At 62.3% G+C, this 23,047-nt stretch carries 19 protein-coding genes; 2 read left to right on the forward strand and 17 right to left on the reverse strand.

The features are described from left to right. Positions 1–31 precede the first annotated feature (31 nt). From CSZ94_RS00205 to CSZ94_RS00275, 15 genes are all read right to left on the reverse strand, one after another. Positions 32–1,246: a transcriptional regulator gene (locus CSZ94_RS00205; protein ID WP_102119636.1), complete on the reverse strand. Its 1,215-nt coding sequence runs from the start codon at positions 1,244–1,246 to the stop codon at positions 32–34. Between the two features lie 782 nt (positions 1,247–2,028). Further along, positions 2,029–3,180 carry a ribonucleotide-diphosphate reductase subunit beta gene (locus CSZ94_RS00210; RefSeq protein ID WP_102119637.1) on the reverse strand — a complete coding sequence of 384 codons (1,152 nt, stop codon included), beginning with the start codon at positions 3,178–3,180 and terminating at the stop codon, positions 2,029–2,031. 118 nt (positions 3,181–3,298) lie between these two features. After that, a complete protein-coding gene (locus CSZ94_RS00215; protein WP_102119638.1) occupies positions 3,299–6,253 on the reverse strand; it encodes a ribonucleoside-diphosphate reductase subunit alpha in 2,955 nt (984 codons plus the stop codon). A gap of 382 nt (positions 6,254–6,635) precedes the next feature. Next, entirely contained in the window at positions 6,636–7,247 is a 612-nt protein-coding gene (gene ampD, locus CSZ94_RS00220) for a 1,6-anhydro-N-acetylmuramyl-L-alanine amidase AmpD (protein WP_102119639.1), read from the reverse strand. Beyond that, entirely contained in the window at positions 7,247–8,287 is a 1,041-nt protein-coding gene (locus CSZ94_RS00225) for a sigma 54-interacting transcriptional regulator (RefSeq protein WP_102119640.1), read from the reverse strand. Before CSZ94_RS00225 ends, ampD begins: the two co-directional genes overlap by 1 nt. 113 nt (positions 8,288–8,400) lie before the next feature. Continuing rightward, positions 8,401–8,661: a PP0621 family protein gene (locus CSZ94_RS00230; protein WP_102119641.1), complete on the reverse strand. Its 261-nt coding sequence runs from the start codon at positions 8,659–8,661 to the stop codon at positions 8,401–8,403. Beyond that, positions 8,658–9,461: a cytochrome C assembly family protein gene (locus CSZ94_RS00235; protein WP_102119642.1), complete on the reverse strand. Its 804-nt coding sequence runs from the start codon at positions 9,459–9,461 to the stop codon at positions 8,658–8,660. Before CSZ94_RS00235 ends, CSZ94_RS00230 begins: the two co-directional genes overlap by 4 nt. Positions 9,462–9,692: 231 nt before the next feature. After that, positions 9,693–10,631, reverse strand: a complete 939-nt coding sequence (locus CSZ94_RS00240; protein ID WP_258000704.1) for an ABC transporter substrate-binding protein — start codon at positions 10,629–10,631, stop codon at positions 9,693–9,695. Positions 10,632–10,822: 191 nt separating this feature from the next. Beyond that, a complete protein-coding gene (locus CSZ94_RS00245; protein WP_102119644.1) occupies positions 10,823–12,826 on the reverse strand; it encodes a MacB family efflux pump subunit in 2,004 nt (667 codons plus the stop codon). 5 nt (positions 12,827–12,831) lie between these two features. After that, positions 12,832–14,019 (reverse strand): efflux RND transporter periplasmic adaptor subunit, encoded by a 1,188-nt coding sequence (locus CSZ94_RS00250; protein ID WP_102119645.1) that lies wholly within the window; start codon positions 14,017–14,019, stop codon positions 12,832–12,834. A gap of 91 nt (positions 14,020–14,110) precedes the next feature. Continuing rightward, positions 14,111–14,452, reverse strand: coding sequence for a DUF3325 domain-containing protein (locus tag CSZ94_RS00255; protein ID WP_102119646.1), 342 nt, complete (start codon positions 14,450–14,452; stop codon positions 14,111–14,113). After that, a complete protein-coding gene (locus CSZ94_RS00260) occupies positions 14,449–16,152 on the reverse strand; it encodes a PepSY-associated TM helix domain-containing protein (protein ID WP_180977302.1) in 1,704 nt (567 codons plus the stop codon). Before CSZ94_RS00260 ends, CSZ94_RS00255 begins: the two co-directional genes overlap by 4 nt. Next, the gene (locus CSZ94_RS00265; protein WP_102119647.1) at positions 16,149–16,430 is read right to left on the reverse strand and encodes a hypothetical protein; all 282 of its coding nucleotides are present in this window, start codon (positions 16,428–16,430) and stop codon (positions 16,149–16,151) included. Before CSZ94_RS00265 ends, CSZ94_RS00260 begins: the two co-directional genes overlap by 4 nt. A gap of 226 nt (positions 16,431–16,656) precedes the next feature. Continuing rightward, positions 16,657–17,649, reverse strand: a complete 993-nt coding sequence (locus CSZ94_RS00270) for a FecR domain-containing protein (RefSeq protein WP_180977303.1) — start codon at positions 17,647–17,649, stop codon at positions 16,657–16,659. After that, a complete protein-coding gene (locus CSZ94_RS00275; protein WP_102119648.1) occupies positions 17,646–18,155 on the reverse strand; it encodes a sigma-70 family RNA polymerase sigma factor in 510 nt (169 codons plus the stop codon). Before CSZ94_RS00275 ends, CSZ94_RS00270 begins: the two co-directional genes overlap by 4 nt. 239 nt (positions 18,156–18,394) lie before the next feature. On the opposite strand from CSZ94_RS00275, the gene ffh reads away from it, so the two are divergent. Continuing rightward, positions 18,395–19,762, forward strand: coding sequence for a signal recognition particle protein (gene ffh, locus CSZ94_RS00280; protein ID WP_102119649.1), 1,368 nt, complete (start codon positions 18,395–18,397; stop codon positions 19,760–19,762). A gap of 344 nt (positions 19,763–20,106) precedes the next feature. Beyond that, positions 20,107–20,502, forward strand: a complete 396-nt coding sequence (locus CSZ94_RS00285) for an SWIB/MDM2 domain-containing protein (RefSeq protein WP_071653383.1) — start codon at positions 20,107–20,109, stop codon at positions 20,500–20,502. 123 nt (positions 20,503–20,625) lie between these two features. On the opposite strand, the gene CSZ94_RS00290 is transcribed toward CSZ94_RS00285, so the two are convergent. Together CSZ94_RS00290 and CSZ94_RS00295 are read right to left on the reverse strand one after the other, a co-directional pair. Continuing rightward, on the reverse strand, positions 20,626–21,252 hold the full coding sequence (locus CSZ94_RS00290; RefSeq protein ID WP_102119650.1) for a lytic transglycosylase domain-containing protein: 627 nt from the start codon (positions 21,250–21,252) through the stop codon (positions 20,626–20,628). Then, positions 21,249–22,988 (reverse strand): proline--tRNA ligase, encoded by a 1,740-nt coding sequence (locus CSZ94_RS00295; protein ID WP_102119651.1) that lies wholly within the window; start codon positions 22,986–22,988, stop codon positions 21,249–21,251. The genes CSZ94_RS00290 and CSZ94_RS00295 overlap by 4 nt, the downstream gene beginning before the upstream one ends. Between the last annotated feature and the right edge of the window lie 59 nt (positions 22,989–23,047).

Consider the following 23,047-nt stretch of genomic DNA (forward strand, 5'->3'; position numbering starts at 1 on the left):
TTGCCTCATCCAGGCACCCGTATCGTTGGAATTACGATGGGCGGGTGCTGGTTGGGAATGGCCAGGCTGCAGCCGGTGCCAACACGGTCTTTGCTACAGGTGCGATGGGTGCCGATGGCTTGGCGACAGGCGCTGCCTTCTTCGGTGCGGCCTTTTTAGGCGCGGCCTTCTTGGCGGCTGGCTTGGCTGCCACGGCGGCGGCTGCCGCTGGAGCTGCTGCCGGCGCTGCTGCCACCACTGGCGCTGCCGCTGGCTTGGCGGCAGGTTTCGCTGCTGCTTTCGCTGCCGGCTTGGCCGCTGGCTTGGCGACAACTTTTGCCGCTGGCTTGGCTGCTACCTTGGCCGCGGGCTTGGCTGCCGGTTTCGCTGCGACCTTGGCGGCAGGTTTCGCTGCAGCTTTGGCTGCCGGCTTGGCGGCAACTTTGGCGGCTGGCTTGGCGGCAACTTTCGCTGCCGGCTTTGCTGCGACCTTCGCTGCTGGCTTGGCGACAGCTTTTGCTGCTGGCTTCGCTGCTACCTTGGCCGCTGGCTTGGCTGCAGCTTTCGCTGCTGGCTTCGCTGCCGGTTTGGCTGCTGCTTTTGCCGACGGCTTGGCTACCGCTTTTGCTGCTGGCTTCGCTGCAGCTTTGGCGGCCGGCTTCGCTGCTGCCTTGGCGACGACTTTTTTCGCTGCTGGCTTGGCTGCTGCCTTGGCGGCCGGTTTCGCCGCTGCCTTGGCTGCAGGTTTCGCTGCGGCTTTTTTCACTGCTGGCTTGGCTGCTGCTTTGGCGGCTGGCTTGGCGACGACTTTTTTCGCTGCTGGCTTGGCTGCTGCCTTGGCGACCGGTTTCGCCGCTGCCTTGGCTGCAGGTTTCGCTGCGGCTTTTTTCACTACTGGCTTGGCTGCTGCTTTGGCGGCTGGCTTCGCTGCGGCTTTGGCTACCGGCTTGGCAACGGCTTTTTTCGCTACTGGCTTCGCTGCTGCCTTGGCGACAGGTTTCGCTGCCACTTTCGCTGCTGGCTTGGCTGCCGGTTTTGCTGCTGCCTTGGCCGCTGGTTTCGCTGCGGCTTTCGCTACTGGCTTGGCAGCCACTTTCGCTGCCGGCTTGGCTACGGCTTTGGCGGCTGGTTTTGCGACTGGTTTGGCTGCGGCTTTGGCAGCTGGTTTAGCGGCAACCGTCTTGGCTGCGGCTGCCGGCTTCTTCGCGGCAGGAGCAGCCTTGGCGGCTGGTTTCTTTACTTCTGATTTCTTAGCGGCTGTTGCCATTTGTCTCTCCTTCATCTGAGATGAGAAATTTAAGCTACAAGATTTAAACCCGTCCGACCCACCACAGGGATAGGCCAGGCGAATTATTCATCGGCACAAACGGTCGTTTGCGCTAATGAATTCGGCACCAGCTGAACTGCTGCAACTCCTCACGTTTGCAGCACTTCAGCCATCGTCGGTGCCACCCTGCTTTATCTCGCAGCTGGTGGCAAAGTCTGAATTCGGTCATTCGTTTTCGATGCCGTGCGTTTTTTCGCTCCTCGCATCGCGCTCGCTACAACACCCATGCGTCAAATAAAAAACCGCCATGCCTGAAAAAATTCGGGCACGGCGGCAGACGAAAACGGTGTGGTTTTGTGCATATCCGTGTAAATCTGTATCCCTGTTTTACGAGGTTTTTTCGCTACCGCGCCGGTTAAAAAACCCCGCATTCTAACGCTCACATTTGCAATCTCATAAAGTACACGAAAACCTTGTCGATGCGCAACCGGCACGACACGTTTTCGCGGCCTTTTTTGCACGATACGCGTGCTATCGCACAATCGCGTGCCAAATGCCGCCGTCAGCGTCTCCGGAAACGATTTTTTTGGCCGATAATGCGGCCGTTCTCGGCATCCGAAAAACCTGGCGCAAGCCTCTTCGCATCGCTGAATGAAGCACGCATTTTCCCCTCCCGCTGGAGGCGTTTTTAAGCTCCCGCGGCGACGGCATTTTTCACCGCCATGCAGGCAAAAAAAAGCGCCGTCACGATGACGGCGCTTTTGGCGTTGGCGGGAAAACGCTTATTCCCAGTTCAGCGCACCACCGGTCTGATACTCGGTCACGCGCGTCTCGAAGAAGTTGCGTTCCTTCTTCATGTCGATCATTTCGCTCATCCACGGGAACGGATTTTCTTCCTGGGCGAACAGCGGCTCGATGCCGATCTGCTGCGCGCGGCGGTTGGCGATGAAGCGCAGATAGCCCTTGAACATCGGCGCGTTCAGACCCAGCACGCCGCGCGGCATGGTGTCTTCCGCGTACGCGTATTCCAAATCGACGGCCTGCAGGAACAGCACTTTGATCTCTTCGCGGAATTCGGCCGTCCACAGCAGCGGATTTTCCATCTTGATCGTGTTGATCAAGTCGATGCCGAAGTTGCAGTGCATCGATTCGTCGCGCAGGATGTACTGGTACTGCTCGGCCGCGCCCATCATCTTGTTCTGACGGCCCAGCGCCAGGATCTGCGTGAAGCCGACGTAGAAGAACAGGCCTTCCATCAGGCAGGCAAACACGATCAGCGATTTCAGCAGCTTCTGGTCGTTTTCCACCGTGCCGGTGGTGAACGCGGGGTCGGTCAGCGTGTTGATGAACGGGATCAGGAATTCATCCTTGTCACGGATCGACTTGACTTCGTTGTAGGCGTTGAAGATCTCGCCTTCATCGAGGCCCAGCGATTCGACGATGTACTGGTAAGCGTGCGTGTGGATCGCTTCCTCGAACGCCTGGCGCAGCAGGTACTGGCGGCATTCCGGCGCCGTGATGTGGCGGTAGGTGCCAAGCACGATGTTGTTGGCGGCCAGCGAGTCGGCCGTCACGAAGAAGCCCAGGTTGCGCTTGACCAGGCGGCGCTCGTCGTCCGTCAGGCCGTTCGGGTTTTTCCACAGCTCGATATCGCGCTGCATGTTCACTTCCTGCGGCATCCAGTGGTTGGCGCAACCGGCCAGGTATTTGTCCCACGCCCACTTGTACTTGAACGGGACCAGCTGGTTGACGTCCGTCTTGCCGTTGATGATGCGCTTGTCGTCGGCATTCACGCGGCGCGCCACTTGCTCGGCGTTCGCTTCGGACGGCTCGGCACCAGCCGGCAAGTTCAATTCGGTATTTCCCAGTGGCGCTTGCTGCGCCGGACGCGGCACAGCTGCCGACGTGGTTTCATCATCCCATGACAACGACATAATCTTCTTCCTTTCCATGCCGGCGAGCCGGCGATCCGCAACAGGTCCGTTGAATCGGACAATACGGACATTAACAACATTGAATCAGCCCGACCGTGCCGGGCTGACAACTAAAATCTTACTGGCAGGCTTCGCATTCCTCAAAGCCATCATCACCCGGACGCAGGTAGCAAGCTTCGCCATCGGCGTCGTCCGCTGCCACAGCTACTACGGGTGCCACCACGGCGGCAGCGGCTGCCGCCACGGCCGCTGCCTGGGCGCTCTGTGCGCTGGCCGACATGCCGCCATCGACGGCCACGGCGTTCAGGGCGCCCGTCTTGGAGGTCGATTTCTCCATGTGGGTAGCGGCGATGGTACGCAGGTAGTAGGTGGTTTTCAGGCCACGCAGCCATGCCAGCTTGTAGGTTTCGTCCAGCTTCTTGCCCGATGCGCCAGCCATGTAGATGTTCAGCGACTGGGCCTGGTCGATCCACTTCTGGCGACGCGAAGCCGCTTCCACCAGCCAGCTAGGCGACACTTCAAAGGCGGTGGCGTAGATATCGCGCAGATCTTGCGGGATGCGGTCGATCTTCACCAGCGAGCCGTCGAAGTACTTCAAGTCGGAGATCATGACTTCATCCCACAGGTCGCGTGCCTTCAGGTCGCGCACCAGATAGCCGTTGATCTCGGTGAATTCGCCCGACAGGTTCGATTTCACGTACAGGTTCTGGAACGTCGGCTCGATACAGGCCGACACGCCGATGATGTTCGAAATCGTCGCCGTCGGGGCGATCGCCACGCAGTTCGAGTTGCGCATGCCGAACTTGGCGATGCGTTCGCGCACCGGCGTCCAGTCCATGGCCGACGAGGAATCGACTTCCAGGTAGCCGCCGCGTTCTTCGGCCAGCAGTTTCACCGAGTCTTGCGGCAGGATGCCACGGTCCCACAGCGAACCGGCATACGATTCATAGCGGCCGCGCTCTTCGGCCAGTTCCGTCGACGCCAGGTAAGCGTAGTAGCAGACCGCTTCCATCGAGGTATCGGCGAAGCTGACCGCTGCGTCCGAGGCGAACGGGATGCGCATCATGTGCAGGCAGTCCTGGAAGCCCATGACGCCCATGCCGACCGGGCGGTGGCGCATGTTCGAATTGCGCGCCTTCTCGACCGCGTAGTAATTGATGTCGATGACGTTGTCGAGCATGCGCATGGCGGTGCGGACGGTCTTGGCCAGCTTGACGTGATCGAGCTTGCCTTCCTTCATGTGCGCCGGCATGTTCACGGAACCGAGGTTGCAGACGGCGATTTCGTCAGGGCCCGTGTTCAGCGTGATTTCCGTGCACAGGTTCGAGCTGTGGACGACGCCGACGTGCGACTGCGGGCTGCGGATGTTGCAAGGATCCTTGAACGTGATCCATGGGTGGCCCGTTTCAAACAGCATCGACAGCATCTTGCGCCACAGGTCCAGCGCGGCGATCTTCTTGAACGAGCGGATTTCGCCGGCGGCGGCCTTGGCTTCGTAGCCCAGGTAAGCCTTTTCAAAGGCTTTGCCGACCAGGTCGTGCAAGTCTGGCGTTTCGGATGGCGAGAACAGGGTCCACTCGCCTTTTTCCATGACGCGCTTCATGAACATGTCGGGAATCCAGTTCGCCGTGTTCATGTCGTGCGTGCGGCGGCGGTCGTCGCCCGTGTTCTTGCGCAGGTCGAGGAATTCCTCGATGTCCATGTGCCAGGTTTCCAGGTAGGCGCAGACGGCGCCCTTGCGCTTGCCGCCCTGGTTGACTGCCACGGCCGTGTCGTTGACCACTTTCAGGAACGGCACCACGCCTTGCGACTTGCCGTTGGTGCCCTTGATGTGGGCGCCCAGGGCGCGCACTGGCGTCCAGTCGTTGCCCAGGCCGCCGGCGTACTTGGCCAGCAGCGCGTTGTCCTTGATGGCGTCGTAGATGCCTTCCAGATCGTCCGAGACAGTGCTCAGGTAGCACGACGACAGCTGCGAGCGCAGGGTGCCCGAGTTGAACAGGGTCGGGGTCGAGCTCATGAAGTCGAACGAGGACAGCAGATTGTAGAACTCGATGGTGCGCGCTTCGCGGTCCGCTTCGTTCAGCGACAGGCCCATGGCCACGCGCATGTAGAACGCTTGCGGCATTTCGATGCGTACGTCCTGGATGTGCAGGAAGTAGCGGTCATACAGGGTTTGCAGGCCGATGTAGCCGAATTGCAAGTCGCGATCGGCCACGATGGCTTTCGCCAGGCGTTCCAGGTCGAAGCTGGCGAGTACCGGGTTCAGCAGCTCGTTGGCGATGCCCTTGGCGATATATTGCGGGAAATAGGTCAGGTACTCGGCAGCAGCGGCCGCTTGCGGTACTTCCTTGCCGAACACTTCCTTGCGCACCGTGTGCAGCAGGATGCGGGCCGTGACCTGGCTGTAGGCCGGATCTTTTTCCATCAGCGCGCGCGCCGCCAGGATGGCCGACTTGTGCAGCTCTTCGACGGGCACGCCGTCGTACAGGTTCTTCACCGTTTCAGCCAGGATGGCGTCGGCATCAACGTGTTTTTCCAGTCCGGCGCAGGCGGCGTTGATCAGGTCGCGCACTTCCTGCATGTCCAGCAGACGGCGCACGCCGTTGTCCAGCACGTTCAGTTGGGGTGCGGTCACTTGCGCGGCAGCGCCCAGCGCTTCCTTCTGCAGGCGGCGCTCTTCCATGTGCTTGGCACGGTACAGCACGTAGGCACGCGCCACGTCGTGCTCGCCCGAACGCATCAGCGACAGTTCCACCTGGTCTTGCACGTCTTCGATATGGAAGGTGCCGCCCCCCGGATGGCGGCGCACCAGCGCGGCGACGACGCCGTCGGTCAGTTGCTCCACCAGTTCGCGGACGCGTGCCGAAGTGGCGCCCTGGCCGCCATTAACGGCCAAAAACGCCTTGGTCATGGCGATGGCGATCTTCGAAGGCTCAAATGCCACCACCGCGCCGTTGCGGCGGATGATGCGATAGTCGCCCAATGCCGCGCCCGTGCTCGCCACGCTATTGGCCGCGCCTGGCGCTGGCGATACTGGCGTTGGATGGATGGAAATATCTTGTGGTGATTGCATTGAAGCTCCCGTTGTCAGCTAAAGTCAGCCTGCAGTTTTGCTGCCGCGTGTGTTGTTGAATAGAACGCCCGATGGTCAGGGTTTCTTCAGGTGTTTGTTGTCAAATAATAAATAATACGCAGCCAGAAATCATACGCCCAACCTGTACAGCCCGGGTAGCGCGAAACACGATCAAGGGTGATGAAACGCCAGTTCCCGTTGCCATATCAACAAACAGGGTAGCTTTGGTAATAATTCTGAAAACGTCTGTGATGGCACTACATATAGTCTTTAAATCCAAGTTATGCACTAATTGTAGTGCCCATCGAAAGGCGATGCAATAGTTTTCCGGCATCCGCCAGCGTAATTTTTTGTATTTTCATATACGATTTCGGTTGACTTTTCAGGGTATGGATGGAAAGCCCAATCCCCGCGTAGTAAGCGCTAACGCAGGCTGCCCACGCACAGTTTCCAACCAGCATTCTTGATAAAAATACCAGTCAAAAAACGGTCCCGGATCTGTCTTCCTCCCCCCTGCAATATGCGCGTGGCCGCGCACCTGGGACAAGCCATAGCGCGCCACCAGCGCCGCCGTCAGCGCCGCCAGCACGCGGTATTGCTGCGGCTGGAAGGGGACAAAGTCCGTACCTTCCATTTCGATACCGATGGAATAGCCATTGCATTGCGGGCGTCCTTCGAATGTGGACGCGCCAGCATGCCAGGCACGTTGATCAGCAGAAACATATTGCAACAGCGCACCATCGCGCCGCACAAAAAAGTGCGCCGACACCTGCAAGCCACGCAGGTCGGCGAAAGAAGGATCGGCATTATAATCTACCCGGCCGGTAAACAAGTCTGACACATGCGGTCCGCCAAAGTGGCCACCCGGCAAGCTGATGTTATGAATCACCAGCAAGTCGACTTGCACACCATCCGGGCGCGCATCCTGGTACGGCGAGTCATAGCGCAGCGCGCCGCCGCACCAGCCGTCTTCATCTATCGTCCATACTGTCATCAAGGTTGCACTTCCTGTATCGTCAATTTCTGCATCCGGTAACGCAACTGGCGCACGCTCAGCCCCAACTGGCGCGCCGCCCGTGCGCGGTGATAGCACGCCTGCACCAGCGCCTGCATGATCATGTCGCGCTCGGCCTGGCGCAAATACACATCCAGCGGCAAGACCGGGGCCCCGTCGCACACGGCCATGCCCGGCAGGCACAGTTGCCGCTCCGGCAAGGCCGGCGCCGCCCGCAACGGGGTAAGGCCCGCCGCCGATGGCAGGCCCAGCCCGTCGAGCGCGATCACGCCGCCATCGGCAAAGGCCAGTGCCCGTTCCAGCATATTTTCCAGTTCGCGCACATTGCCGGGAAACGCATACGCGGCCAGGGCCGCCAGCACCGGCGGCGCCAGGCTCACGACCTGGCCCGGCGCCAGACGCGCCAGGATTGCCTCACATAATACCTGCAGATCGCCGCGCCGTTCCCGCAGCGGCGGCAGCGCCAACTCGATGACATTGAGGCGGTAAAACAGATCCTGGCGAAACGTGCCGGCGGCCACGCCGCGCGCCAGGCCATGCTGGCTGGCGCACAGGATGCGCACGTCCACGGCTTCGTCGCTACTGCCGCCGAGCTTGCGCACGCGGCGCTCCTGCAGCACGCGCAGCAGCTTTACCTGCATGGCCAGCGGCAAATCATCGACTTCATCAAGCAACAAACTACCGCCATGGGCCGCCTGGAACAATCCCTGGCGCTCGTGCAGCGCGCCCGTATAGGCGCCCGGCCGGCAGCCGAAGAATTCGGCCTCCATCAGCGCTTCGGGAATGGCACCGCAGTTGACGGCGATAAACGGGAAGCTGGCGCGCGCACCCTGCGTGTGGATGGCGCGTGCCGCCAGTTCCTTGCCCGTGCCCGATTCGCCGCGGATAGCCACCGGAGCGCCACAGCGGGCGATGCGGCCGATCTGCGCGCGCAGCGCCTGCATGGGCAGCGAATTGCCAGCTAGCTGCGGTGCCGACGGCAGGCCGCTGGCCGCCGTCTGCGGGTTGGGACTGGGCATGGGGGACGCGCCTTTCTGCAAGCGCGGTGGCGAACCGCTTGCTGCAGATGCTACGCCGGGCTGCTGCCGGAGGACGTTACGATACGGATGAGCAATGCGGCGCGGGCTTCCCCTTACAGCGTGGCGTGCGCGTGACTGCAGTAATCGTGCCCCTTGGCCTGCACATTTTCAGAGGCCGGGTAGTACACGCCGCAATGGGCGCAACACAGCATCAGCTCGGCATCCGGCAATTCCTGCGGCCGAGCCGGCGGCGCAAACGGATTCGGCTGCTGTTGCTGTTGCGCGCGGGCCCGTTGCTGCATGCCCCGAATCTTGCTGCGGATAGCAAACAGCACCAGGAATACCAGCGCCAGCCAGAATAAAACACGTGTCATGCGTATCCTCGGTGTAAAACCACTTCCAGTACAAATCGGCTGCCGACATAGGCCAGCAGCAAAGTCGCGAAACCGGCCAGGGTGAAGCTCAAAGCCGTCTTGCCGCGCCAGCCGCGAAAGCGGCGCCCTGCCAGCAGGGCGGCAAACAGCAGCCACGACAGCATGGTAAACACGGATTTGTGATCCCAGTTGAGCGCCTTGCCAAATAATTGCTCGGAAAACACGATGCCCGACAGCACGGTCAGGCTGAGCAGGATGAAACCCAGACCGATCATGCGGAACAGCAACTTTTCCATCGTCAGCAGGGCTGGCAGCTGGTCCAGTGCGCTGCCGATGAAGCCGCGGCTTTCGCTGCGCGTATGCAAACGCGATTCCTGCAGCGCCATCAGTACGGCGTGAAAAGCGGCAATCGTCAGGGTGCTGTAGGCCAACACCGCCACGGCAATATGCCAGCCGAAGACGGCCGACTTGCCTTCCATGCTGACCTGGATGCCAGGAAAGGCCCAGGCCAGGCCGACGGCGATGACAGCGCTGGGCATGACCATGCGGCGCAATCCGTCAAGACTGAAATTGCGGTTCTCTATCCAGTAGGCGCCCACCGAGACCCACAGCGCGGCCGACAGCATGGCGGAAAACCCGAAGCGCAAGGTGCCCGGCGCCATCAGGTCGAACCACAGGGTGGCGGCGTGCGCCAGCCATGCAACGGCTGTCAGGCCGGCGATGAGCCGGGCACGCGACGAAGGAAGCACTGCGCACGCCGCGTACAACAGGGCGGCGATGAAAAAGAAATAGATCTGCATAGTTTAAGTTTACACCATAGCCGACAAGCGCGATTCAGGCGACAGCCCGGATGGCAGGCACGACGCCGCCATCCAATGTCGCAAGCCTGCCATGATATCGCGCCTGAGACATGACGGGGTGGCGCACCCTCAAGATTTCGGCAAACTTTCGCGCCGCCTACATATATATGAGTATGCCGCAAAAAAATGATGGCCCGCTTAAGCGAGCCATCGGCACTGCCAACATCCGGTTTACTTTACGTTCAGGCTCTTTTTCGCCTGCTCCAGCAAGTCCGTCTTGACCCAGTCCTTGGCCAGGGGCGGCTTGCTCATGCGGCCCACGCCTGTTTTTACCATCACATCGGTGGTGACCTGGATATGCTCGGGCGAGATGTCGTACGAATACGGCGAATTGCTGATCGCATCGTCGAAGTCATCCTTCGTGATCTGGCCACGGAACACGACTTCGCGCACATACTTTTCCGCCGTCGCCTTGTTGTCGATAAAGGTCTTGGTGGCTTCGACGAAGCAGCGCATGAATTTTTCCGCCACGGGACGGCGTTCCTTGTAGAACTTTTCCGTCATCACCATGGTGCGCACGGGCTCGCCGATGGGTGTGTCGTAGGGCTTGATGACCTCGGTGCCGAAACCCTTGTTGATCGCCTGCGACGACTGCGGCTCGGACTGCATCATGGCGTCGATATTCTTGCCCATCAGTGCCTGGTTCAAGTCGGCATAGGCCAGGAACACCAGTTGCACATCCTTGCCCTTGGTGTCGGCATACGTCAGGCCAGCCTGCGACAGCTCGGCCAGCAGCAGCACTTCCTGGATGCCGCCGCGCGTCACGCCCACGCGCTTGCCCTTCAAATCCTTGACGCTGGCAATCTTTTGCCCCATGCCCGCCACCAGGCGCGCGCCGCCCTTGGCAAAGCCAGCCACCACATAGATGGGCGCACCGCCGGCGCGACCGGAAATGGCCGCTTCGGACGCCGTCGCCCCCACGTCCAACTCGCCCGCGATAATCGCCTGCATCACATCGAGGCCCTTGGCAAAGATATGCTCTTCGACCTTGATGCCGCACTTGGGTGCAATTTCCTTGATGTACGACACGGCGCCGTAATGGGCGAATTTCAAATTCCCCAGGCGCACGACTTCCTGCGCCTGGACAGCGCCCATGCTGAACGCCAGCATGAGGGCGGCGGCGATACCGGTCTTCAAGGTTGATTTTGTCTGCATCGGGTTCTCCTGTGGTGGTGGGTGTGTGCCCGCAAGGGCAAGACTACGCGAAACACTGCTTTTTATTATGAGGAGATAGTACCGCGTGTAAGAGCGAGGCCAATATTTTTTTGCCGGCAGCCGCGCTGCCGGCGCTGTTACAACAGCTATTGTCCGGCCAGCGCCACCACCGGATCGAGTTCGGACGCCTTGCGCGCCGGCATGAAGCCAAACACCAGCCCCGTCACCACGGCGCAGCCAAACGCGCCGGCGATGGCGCTCAGCGAAAAGATCACCGGCACGTCCCATACCAGCAGCAGGCCGGCCACCGTCACGCCGACCACGATGCCGGCCACGCCGCCCACCACCGACACCAGCACGGCTTCGGTGAGGAACTGGCGCAGGATGTCGCGCCGGCGCGCGCCCGTCGCCATGCGGATGCCGATTTCGCGCGTGCGCTCGCGCACCGTCATCAGCATCACGTTCATGACGCCGATGCCGCCCACTACCAGCGAGACGGCGGCGATCAGGCTGAGCATCATGGTCATGTTGTCCTGCGTCTTGGCTTCCGCGGCGATCGACGCGGCCGCGTTGCTGATGCCATAGTCGCGGATGCGGTGGCGCTCGAACATGACGGCATCGACGGCTTTTTCCGTCTCGGCGATGCGCTTCACATCGTCGGCCGCCAGCACGATATACGTGGGTTCGCGCTGGCCGAAGACGCGGATGCCGGCCGTGGAAAACGGCAGCAGCAACACATCGTCTTCATCCTTCTCGCCCGTCAGCGCGCCCTTCGCGCTCATCACGCCGATCACCTGGAAAGGCACGTTGCCGATCAGGATGCTCTGACCCACGGGGTTGGGCACGTCGGGCATCAGCTTTTGCGCCAGGTGCGCGCCCAGCACGGCCACGGTGGCCATCTCGCGCTCGTCCTCCTCGGTAAAGAAACCACCGTTGGCCACCGGCCAGGTCTGGATCTGCGGCAGGGCCGGCCCCGTGCCGCGCACATACGTCTGCACGTCGAGGTTGCCGTGGCGTATCACCTTGTTGCCGGTGACATTCGGCAGCACGTGGGAAATGCCCGGCACTTGCTCCAGCGCCTCCAGGTCGGCCAAGGTAATGCTGCGCCCGGGAATGCGCGAGCTTTCACCGATCGACGACATATACAGCAGGTTCGAGCCGAACGCGCCCAATTGGGCCATCACTTGCTGGCGCGTGCCCAGGCCGATGGCCAGCATGACGATCACGGAAGCGACGCCGATGACGATGCCGAGCAGCGTCAAGCCCGTGCGGAAGCGGTTGATCCACAGCACGCGCCAGGCGGCGCGCGCCGCGTCGAGCAACTCCGTGCCCAGCGACGCGCCCTCGTCATGCGCACCATGCGCGGCGCGCGACATGTCGAGCGGCGGCAGGGCCGTCGACGTGGCGGGGATGACGACGGCGCCCGAGTCTGCGATGATTTCGCCATCGCTGATCTCGATCACGCGGCGCGCCTGGGCCGCCACCTTGCGGTCATGCGTAATGAGGATGATGGTGTGGCCCGCGTCGGCCAGTTCGCCCAGCAGGGCCATGACTTCGGCACCGCTGCTGCTATCTAACGCCCCCGTCGGTTCATCGGCGAGGATGATGCGCCCGCCATTCATCAGGGCGCGCGCGATCGACACGCGCTGCTGCTGCCCGCCCGATAATTGATTCGGCCGGTGATCGAGCCGATCGCCCAGGCCCAGGCGCTTGAGCAGCGCTTCCGAGCGCGCGTGGCGGGCGGCGGCAGGCATGCCCGCGTACAGGGCCGGCACTTCCACGTTTTCGCGCGCCGATTCGGTGGCGATCAAATGGTAACCCTGAAAGACGAAGCCGAACGCCTCGCGCCGCAACCACGCCAGTGCATCAGGATTCAGGCTGGCCACGTCCTGGCCGGCGAAGCGGTAGCTGCCGTCGCTGGGACGGTCAAGGCAGCCCAGCAGATGCATCAGGGTCGATTTGCCGGAACCGGACGCGCCCACGATGGCGACGAATTCGCCGGCGCCGATAGCCAAGGTCAGGCCGCGCAGCACTTCCACGGCCGGCGCGCCATCATGGCCGCCATAGCGCTTGCGAATGCCGGCAAGTTCAATCAGAGGCGCTGGCTGGCCAGGCTCGCCGGCTTGCCCCAGCAACGCGGCCTCGCTCATGGCACTCATAACTGGAACCTGCTGGCGCCGCTGCCGGCCGGCTGCTCGCCCGTGACCAGCAATTCACCTTCGCGCAAGCCTTGCAGCACTTCCGCGCTGAGGCGGTTACGCACGCCCACGGTGACGGCGCGCGTATCGACCTTGCCGTCGGCACCCATCACGCGGGCCGTGAACTGCCCCGGCTTGGCGCCTTCTTCAGTCGATGGTTTCAGGGCCGGCAAGGGTACGGCCAGCACATTCTTGGCGGCGGCCGTGACAAACACCACCTGCGCCGTCATCTGCGGCATCAATTCGCCATCGGCGTTATCCACGTCGAACAGCACGGTATATAAAATCACCTTGCTGGTCGACGGCGCCAGGGCCGTGCCGGCGGCAGAACCACCGGGCACCGGCGGCGCGGGCAGCACTTGGCGCACCTTGCCGCTCCAGCGCCGCTGGTCGCCGCCCAGGGTGGTGAAGTACACGGGCATGTCCGGGCGCACGCGGCGCACGTCCGCTTCCGACACTTCCGTCCACACCGTCATAGCCGACAGATCGGCAATGCGCAGGATGTTCGGCGTCTGGTACGTGGCGTTCAGGGTCTGCCCTTCCTTCGCGTCCAGGCCCACCACCTTGCCGGCCATGGGCGCGTAGATGCGCGTATAGCCGAGGCGCGCCTCGTCCGCCTTCAGGCTGGCCTGGGTCTGGGAAATCTGCGCCTTCAGGTGGTCGATCTTGGCGACGGCCGACGCCAGCGTGGCTTCGGCCGTTTCCAGGTCGGCCAAAGGCGTCGAGTCGAACTTGGCCATCTGCTTCTGGCGCACGTGCTGCTGGCCCGCCAGGCGATGCTGCGCCTGCTGGTCGGCCAGCTGCGCGCGCAAGCCCGCCAGGGCGGCGCGGCCCGCGTCGACCGTGGCTTGCTGCACGCTGGGGTCGATCTCGGCCAGCAACTGGCCTTTTTCCACGGCGCTGCCGGGCTGCACGTGCAAACGCGTGATCTGGCCCGACACCTGCGCGCCTACGTCGACATAGGTTTGCGGCTGCAAGGTGCCGATGGCCGTGACGCTGGCCTCGATATTGCCGCGCTTGACGGGCGCCGTGTCGAACACGGTGGTCGGGCCGCGCGTGGCCCACAGTGCACCGGCGCCTAACAGCGCCAGCAAGACCGCGCCGCCCAGGATGCGGGCGCGGCGGGAAGGCAGGCGGGCCGCCATCAGGAAGCCGCCTTCACTACATTCAAAACATCAATCGGTGTCGCCGGGCGTGAAAAATGCATCAGTCTATCCTTGAAAATGGCGGTGGTCATCACCGCAGAAACGTCACAAGCCCTGCCAGCGCGGCGACGGCTGCCAGCAGGGAACTACGCAACAGCAATCGGGGGGCATACGGCAGCAGCAGGGCCACCAGCAGCGCTCCCGCCCCGATGAATCCCAGCCAGGCGACCACGCCGACGCTGGCACTCCAGCCGGCCACGCAAGGCCAGATGGCCAGCGCCAGCAACACGGTGCCGGCCAGTTGCAACGCGCGCCGCACATTCGGCGCCGCGTCCCTGCCCCAGACCTGGCCATGGTGGCGGTCCATCGCCAGCGAGAGGCTGGCCATGCCCGCATACGACAGGCCCAGCGCACACAGGATGGTAGTGCTCATGATTGTCCTTCCGTAGTGACCTGCAGGCTGGCTGCGGGCGCAGCGTTTTCTCTGGCGGCGGCTTTTTTAAGCGGCTTTTCCTTGCGCTTGTGGACTTTCCACGCGCCCCATCCAGCCAGCAGGCCGAAGGCCATGCTGCCCAGCTCCACGCCGGCGCTTTCCCAGTCGCCGCGCGCGATTTGCGACACCAGGTTGTCGCCCGTGCTCAGGACATTCAGCACTGGCAGCAGCAGGCACAGGGCCGCCAGCAAGCCCAGTTGCTCGATCCAGGCGCGCTTTTCCGCGCGCAGGCAGGCGTGCACCAGCATCAGAAACCATACGCCGAAGAAGGCGCGCACTTCCCAGCCGGCGCGCTGCTCGATGCCGACGGGGATCAAACGGTTGGCCCACAGGAAACCGGCGCAGGCGATGGAAAGGCCGACAATCGCCGCCACGTTCAGGCATGCGATGACGCGGTACACGCTCTGCGTATAGGCGCCGAACTCGCCGCCCGACTTCTGGCGGCGCTTGACCATAAATAGAATGGCGCCCGTGCCCATCATGGCCGTGCCGGCCAGGCCGCAGAAGAAATACAGCCAGCGCATCGGCGTGCCGCCAAAGCCGACCATGTGCAGGTTCGACATGACAGAGCGCGTCAGGCCGGCGCCGCCCGTGTCCGACTCGCCCGGCAGGCGCACGGCGACCTGCTCGCCCGTGGCCAGCGCATAGCAGGCCCTGCCCGAATTGGCGCTGATCCGTTCCAGCAAATCCGCGTCCTCGTTCCAGCCATACATGCACACGCGCATGGAAGCGTCGTTCGGATTGTCCAGCACCACGGCGCGGATTTCCTGGCCGATGGCCTGTTCGGCGCGCAGCGCGAACGATTCCAGCGCGGGAATGGCCAGCGGCTGGCCGATGCGCGCAGGCTTGCCCGCATCGTTCCAGTCGGCCAAAAAGGCCTTCTTGGCATTGTTCATGCCGTATTGCGCCACCACGGGGGCCGGCACATAGTCATCGCTGAAAAATGCCAGGCCCGTGTAGGCGATCATGAACTGGAACGGCAACGTCAGCACGGCCACCGCGTTGTGCGCGTCGAGCCACGAACGCTGGCCCTTGGCCGGGCGGAAGGTGAAGAAATCCTTGAAGATGCGCTTGTGCGTGATGACGCCGCTCACCAGCGCCACCAGCATGATCATGGTGGTGATGCCGACGATCCATACGCCGATGCGTCCCGCGTGCAGCTCGTAGTGGAAATCGACGAAATGGTGGCCACCGATGGTTTCGCGCTGCGTTACCTCGCGCGCATGTTTGACGATGGCGCCCGTCAGCGGATCGAGGTCCGCCGAGCCATAACCGCCGCCGGGCTGGAACCAGTAGGCGGACAAGCCGTGGTCGGGACGCTGCACCGGCCAGATTTCCCACATGTCCGCCTTCGGGTGTTCCTTCGCCATGAAGTCGAGCGCCAGCGCCAGGCGTTGCCCGCGGTCGCTGACCTTCGGCAGCGGCGGATCGTTCGCATGCGCCGCCTCGGCCAAAGCGTGTTCTGGCGTCATCCAGTGGCCGATCGGGTCGTCGAAGACGGCCAGGGTGCCGGTCAGGAAAATGGCGAACAGCAGCCAGGAAATCCACAGGCCGCTCCAGGTATGCAGCCAGGCCATGGCCTGGCGCAAGCCGCCCTGCTGTGGCGTCTTGACCACTTTGTCTACCTTGACGGCATTCATGCGGCACCTCGCGACAGCAGCATGCCGATGCCGCCGCAAACGATGGCTGGCAACAGCATGCCGAGCCAGGTGCGGCGCAGGTCTTGCACGGCAAAGACCCAGACCACGGCGCAGGTGTAGACGACGAAGGCGCTCAGGGTGGCCGTCAGCACGGCTTCGGCGCGCGAGAGCGGCAGCACTGCCGACAGCAGCACTGCCACGCCGGACGTCAGCGCATAGCCGCCAAAGACGGCGGCAAGCACGCGCGAGAACAACATCATGTTGGCCGATTTCATCATCGCGGCGTCCCTGGGTATGGCTGTTGTGCCGGGCGGCAAACCTTGTACATCAGATGCATCACACTGCGTCCTTCCATCAAAGTTAATTATGGCGGCGGCACGCAGCGGCATGAAACCGCGCAACGTGGCGCCTTGAATGGGTACTTGAAATTAGGTCTCTCAACTACAGGTGCCGCGAGAATCGAAAACGGGCAGTCCGATTGAAAAATATTGTTATCGAGGCGGGCTACGCGGCCGGCTCCACCGTCACCCAGTAACGCGTGCGGCTGCGCACCTGCACCGGCAGCGAGTTGGGCAGCATGTTCAAAATGCGCTGGGTGTCGGCCAGCGGGAAGACACCCGACAGGCGCAGCTGGGCCACTGCCGGCGCGCAGTCGATCACGCCGGGGCGGTAACGGGCCAGGTCGGCCAGGAAGTCGCCCAGTGTCACATCGTCGACGATCAACTGCCCGCGCGACCAGGCATCGGCATATGCATCGATGGTGTGCGGCGCGTCCGGCGCATGGCGGGAAAATGCCACGCCGCGCCCGGCCGCCAGCAGCAAGGGCGCGCCAGCGCTGTCGCGGGGGCGGATTTCAACGGCGCTTTCAAACACTTCCACGGTGCTGTAGTCATCCTGCTGGCGCACGACAAAGCGCGTGCCCAGCGCGCGCACCAGGCCTTCGCGCGTAACCACCACCAGCGGCGCGGCGCTGCCGGCAGCGTGGCCGCTGGTGACGAGGATTTCGCCGGCCAGCAGTTCGATCAGGCGGCGCTTGTCATCGAAACGCACGTTCACGGCCGATCCCGTATTCAGGCTGAGCACACTGCCATCGTCCAGCACCACCTCGCGCCGCTCGCCCGTGGCCGTGCGGTAGTCGGCGCGCAGGGCGCGCACGTCATCCCAGGCGCCCGTCTGCGTGGCCAGCAAGCCGCCTCCAGCCACCACGCCCAGCCATGCCAGCAACTGGCGCCGCTTGCCGTTAAGGGCTTGCTGCTGCGTGCCAGACAACGCCTGCGCGGCCGCACTGCGGTGCAAGCCATTGAAGCGCTGTGACACCGCGTCGATATGCTGCCAGGCCCGTTCATGTTCCGGGTCGGCGCAGCGCCAGCGCTGCCAGGCGGCGTGTTCCGCTTCGCTGGCCTCGTCCGACATCAGCACGGTCAGCCACTCGGCCGCTTGCAGCTGCACTTCCTCGGCTATGGTCGCCGGGGTCGCGGGTTCTGCCAGCGTGCTCATGCCGACAGGGAGAAAAACACCTGGCGGTTGGCACGCGTCAGGTATTGCTTGACCGAGCTGGCCGACACGTTCAGGCGCGCGGCGATCTCGGCATAGCTGATGCCTTCCAACTGTGCCAGTAAAAACGCCGTGCGCACGGGCGCTGGCAAGCCATCGAGGGCCGCATCGATTTCCTGCAAGACTTCCAGCGCCAGCAGCCGTTCCTCGGGCGCGGGCGCCACCTCGTGCGGCAAACAGGCCAGCGCCTGCAGATAAGCGTCCTCCAGCACTTGCCGGCGGTAGCGGTGCGCCACCAGGCGCCGCGCGATGGTGGCGAGAAAAGGCCGCGCTTCGCGGATCTGCGGCGCCGTGCCGTTGGTCAGCACGCTGATGAAAGTGTCTTGCGCCAGGTCCGCCGCTTCGCCCGCATTGCCCAACTTATGCCGCAGCCAGCCCTGCAGCCAGCCATGATGGCTGCTGTAGAGCGCGTGCAGGTCTTGTTGCTGGGCAAAATCGGCGGCCGACATGGCATCCCTTTCCGGTCAAGCGCAGTGCGCCCGCAAATGTAAATAAGAATTATTCTCATTTTAACCGTGTTTTTAGCTTTCGTGCAATCACGGCATTGGCAGAAATACCAACTAATTCAAAAGCAGACCAACCGCCAGGCTGTGCAGCGCAGGACCGCCAGCCAACCGCGATAAGGTAAAATGACGGCCATCGTCCGGCTTTCGCCGCCCACTCCCAAGCTTTTCATTGCAGGTTCATCATGCTAGATAATCTCACCCAACGGCTTGCCAAAGTCGTCAAGACCATGCGCGGCGAGGCGCGCCTGACCGAAGCGAACACCGCCGACATGCTGCGCGAAGTGCGCCTGGCGCTGCTCGAAGCCGACGTCGCCCTGCCCGCCGTGCGCGAATTCATCGCCAAAGTCAAAGAAAAAGCCATGGGCGAGGATGTCATTTCCTCGCTCACGCCAGGCCAGGCCCTGGTCGGCGTGGTGCAGCGCGAGCTGGCAGCCCTGATGGGCGCCGACCTGGGACCGGAAGCGTCGCAGCTCAGCTTTGCCCAGCAGCCGCCCGCCATCATCCTGATGGCCGGTTTGCAGGGTGTGGGTAAGACCACCACCGTCGGCAAGCTGGCGAAATACCTGAAGGAAGAAAAGAAGAAGAAAGTGCTGACCGTCTCGGCCGACGTCTATCGTCCTGCCGCGATCGCGCAGCTGCAATCGGTTACCGCCCAGGTGGGCGCCGACTTCTTCCCGTCTTCCAGCACCGACAAGCCGGTCGATATCGCCCTGGCCGCGCTGGACTGGGCGAAAAAGCATTACCACGACGTGCTGATCATCGATACGGCAGGCCGCCTGGGTATCGACGAAGAGATGATGCGCGAAATCGCCGCCGTCCACGGCGCTGTGAAACCGATCGAAACCCTGTTTGTCGTCGATGCCATGCTGGGCCAGGACGCCATCAACACGGCGAAAGCGTTTAACGATGCGCTGCCGCTGACCGGTATCGTGCTGACCAAGCTCGATGGCGATGCACGCGGCGGTGCTGCCCTGTCGGTGCGCCACATCACGGGCAAACCGATCAAGTTTGCCGGTGTCTCGGAAAAACTCGACGGCCTGGAAGCGTTCGACCCCACCCGCATGGCCAACCGCATCCTGGGCATGGGCGACATCCTGGCTCTGGTGGAAGAGGCGCGCAAGGGCGTCGACAGCAAGGCGGCGGCCGACCTGGCGCAAAAGATCAAGGTCGGCGGCAAGTTCGACATGAACGACTTCAAGGCGCAACTGGGTCAAATGAAGAAAATGGGCGGCATGGCCAACCTGATGGACAAGCTGCCGGCGCAGTTCCAGCAGGCGGCAGGCGGCAAGAACATGGATCAAGCCGATAAACAGGTGCGCCGCATGTGCGGCATCATCGACTCGATGACGCCGCAGGAACGCGCCAAGCCTGAACTGATCAAGGCCACGCGCAAGCGCCGCATCGCCGCCGGTGCCGGCGTGCAAGTGCAGGAAGTGAACCGCATGCTGACGCAATTCGAGCAAATGCAGACGATGATGAAGAAATTGTCGGGCGGCGGCATGATGAAGATGATGCGCTCGATGAAGGGCATGATGCCCGGCATGCGCTAAGGCGCCAACATCCCCGTTCGCGGGGATGTAGATGACATACATCACGTCGCAAATCCCAGTAAAAACACCGTTTCAAATAATGCCGGATTGCATTTTCATGGGTCCGGCATGGTTCCTTCCTTCCCTCGCAGCGCCCCTCCCCGCATAGCCAGCAAGCATGCCCTTTACGGGCAAAAACGCCATTCCGCGCCCCCAAGCGGTGCGCCCGGGAGACAGGCACGTCATTTCCCTGCTTTTTCCTCGTAAAAACGTGAAAAACACTTGCATACAAGGTAAATCCACACCAATATTAGCCGTGCGATTAATTGCGCAATTTCCCATGTGTTTGTTAAGGAGGCTCGAAGATGGCAACAGCCAAAAAAACCCCAGTAGCAGCGCCAGCCAAAGCAGCAGCAGCCAAGCCTGCAGCCGCCAAAAAAGCAGCACCCGCAGCCAAAGCAGCAGCTAAACCAGCAGCGGCGAAGAAAGCGGCAGCACCGGCAACACCACGCAAGCCAAACGCAGCATTCATGAAAGCAATGACGCCATCGAAAGAGCTGGCCGCCGTTGTTGGCGCAGCACCACTGCCGCGCACGGAAGTGACCAAAAAGGTATGGGATTACATCAAAAAACTCGATCTGCAAGATCCGGCCAACCGCCGCATGATCAATGCAGACGACAAGCTGAAAGCTGTTTTCGGCGGCAAAGCCCAAGTCTCCATGTTTGAAATGACGAAACTGATCTCCGATCATTTAAAATAATCAGATACGCGCCGGCCCAACACCGAGCGAGTGCCCCGCAGCTGATTCAGCGAGCGGGGCATTTTTTTGGCCGCAAACGCCAACAATGTTGTCGGATTACGGTCTTGCAGACCTACGTCCGACCTAACCTGCCGGCTTGAATTCCCACTGCTTCCACGCCGCCCTTACCGCATTCGGATACTCGGCCCTCCCCCGGCTGCCGTTGTACCGGCCCAGCGCCAGGTACAAATCGCCCTTTTCCATGTCCAGGTACATGCGCAAAATCGCGCAGCCATAGCGCAAATTCGTTTGCATGTGGAACAGTTTGCTGCGATCGCTGTCGCCGATGACGCCTGTCCAGAACGGCATGACCTGCATGTAGCCGCGTGCGCCGGCCAGCGAGACGGCATATTTTCGATAGGCCGACTCCACCTGGATCAGGCCCAACACCAGGGCCGGCTCCAGGCCCGCGCGGCGCGCTTCATACCAGACGGTTTCCAGGAATTCCGTGCGCAGCTGCGCATCCGGCAGCTTGCGCTGCAGGCGTTGCGACATCTGCGCCAGCCATTGCTGGTAGCGCTGCAATTCGATGGGGGTGGAAAATGTGGGTTGCGGCGGGCGTTCGTCGCGGATCGCGTGCGACAGGGCCAGGCGGACGGAGTCGGCCAGCGCTTCCTCTTTCTGGTTGCCGGCCTGCGCAAAGGAAACGCAGGCCAGGCTGGCGGCCAGCGCGAGTGCGCCAGCCACCTTGCTTACGGATAAACGCTTCACTGCGCCATTTTGCCCTGGATAAAGGCGACGATCTCGTCCGGCGCCACGCCGGTGGCTTCCGCGTCGCGGCGGCCCTGGTATTCCAGCTTGCCTTCTTTCAGGCCGCGTTCGCCGATGACGATGCGGTGCGGCACGCCAATCAGTTCCCAATCGGCAAACATGGCACCCGGACGCAAGCCGCGGTCGTCGACGATGACATCGACGCCAGCGCCTTGCAGGGCCGCGTACAGCTTTTCGGTCTCTTCCTTGACCAGTTCGCTGCGGTCCATGCCCATCGGGCACAGCACCACCTCGAATGGCGCGATCGACGCCGGCCAGATGATGCCCTTGTCATCGAAGTTCTGTTCGATGGCGGCGCCCAGGATACGCGTCACGCCGATGCCGTAGCACCCCATCTGCAGCGGCGCAGGCTTGCCGTTTTCGTCGAGGAAGGTAGCTTTCATGCTTTCCGAATACGCCGTACCCAGCTGGAACACGTGGCCCACTTCGATGCCGCGCTCGATGGCGAGTGCGCCCAGGCCATCCGGCGATGCGTCGCCGGCAACGACATTGCGCAAGTCGGCCACGATGGCTGGCTCGGCCACGTCACGGCCCCAGTTGGCGCCCGTATAATGGAAACCGGCGTCATTCGCGCCGCAAACGAAGTCGCTCATGTGGGCGACCGTACGGTCCGCCACCACGGTGACGGGCGCTTTCGTGCCGATCGGGCCCAGGTAACCGGGGATGGTGCCGTAGATTTCCAGGATTTCCGCTTCGGTCGAGAAGCGATGACCGGCCAGGCCGGCAACCTTGCCCACCTTGATCTCGTTCAATTCATGGTCGCCGCGCAGCAGCAGCATGAAATGCTGTTGCGTGACTTTCTCGTCCTTGCCCGTCGTATCCACCGTCAGGGCGATGGTTTTCACGGTCTGCGACAAGTCCAGGCCCAGCAAGGCCGCCACGGTTTCGCACTTGACGGTGTCCGGCGTGGCCGTTTTCGTCAGCGCCTGGGTAGCGGCTGGGCGCTCGCCCGCTGGCGGCAGCGCTTCGGCCGCTTCCATGTTGGCGGCGTAATCGGACGTCGGGCAGTACACGAGCGCGTCTTCGCCCGTGTGGGCGATGACGTGGAATTCATGCGAACCGGAACCGCCGATGGCGCCGTTATCGGCTGCTACGGCGCGGAATTTCAGGCCAAAACGCGTGAAGATGCGCGTGTAGGCGTCAAACATGACCTTGTACGACGCTTGCATGCCGGCCAGGTCGCGGTCGAAGGAATAGGCGTCCTTCATGGTGAATTCGCGCCCGCGCATCAGGCCGAAGCGGGGACGGCGCTCGTCGCGGAACTTGGTCTGGATATGATAAAAGTTCAGCGGCAACTGGCGGTAGGACTTGATTTCCGTGCGCACGACGTCGGTGATGACTTCTTCCGATGTCGGCTGAATCGCGTATTCGCGGCCGTGGCGGTCTTTCACGCGCATCAGTTCGTCGCCCATCTTGGTCCAGCGGCCCGTCTCCTGCCACAGTTCGGCTGGCTGCACGAGCGGCATCAGCAGTTCGATGCCGGCGGCTTTGTTCATCTCGTCACGGATGATGGCTTCCACCTTGCGGATCACGCGCAGGCCCATCGGCATGTAGGTATAGATGCCGGAACCGAGGCGTTTGATCATGCCTGCACGCATCATCAATTGGTGGCTGACGATTTCCGCGTCAGAAGGTGCATCTTTAAGTGTGGAAATAAAAAAACGGGAGGCGCGCATAACGGTGAATTCTTTTTAAAAAGAGAGGGTTATAATCAACCTAATTTTAAAGGATTAGC

Source organism: Janthinobacterium sp. ROICE36 (assembly GCF_002869965.1).
Classification (GTDB): domain Bacteria; phylum Pseudomonadota; class Gammaproteobacteria; order Burkholderiales; family Burkholderiaceae_D; genus Janthinobacterium.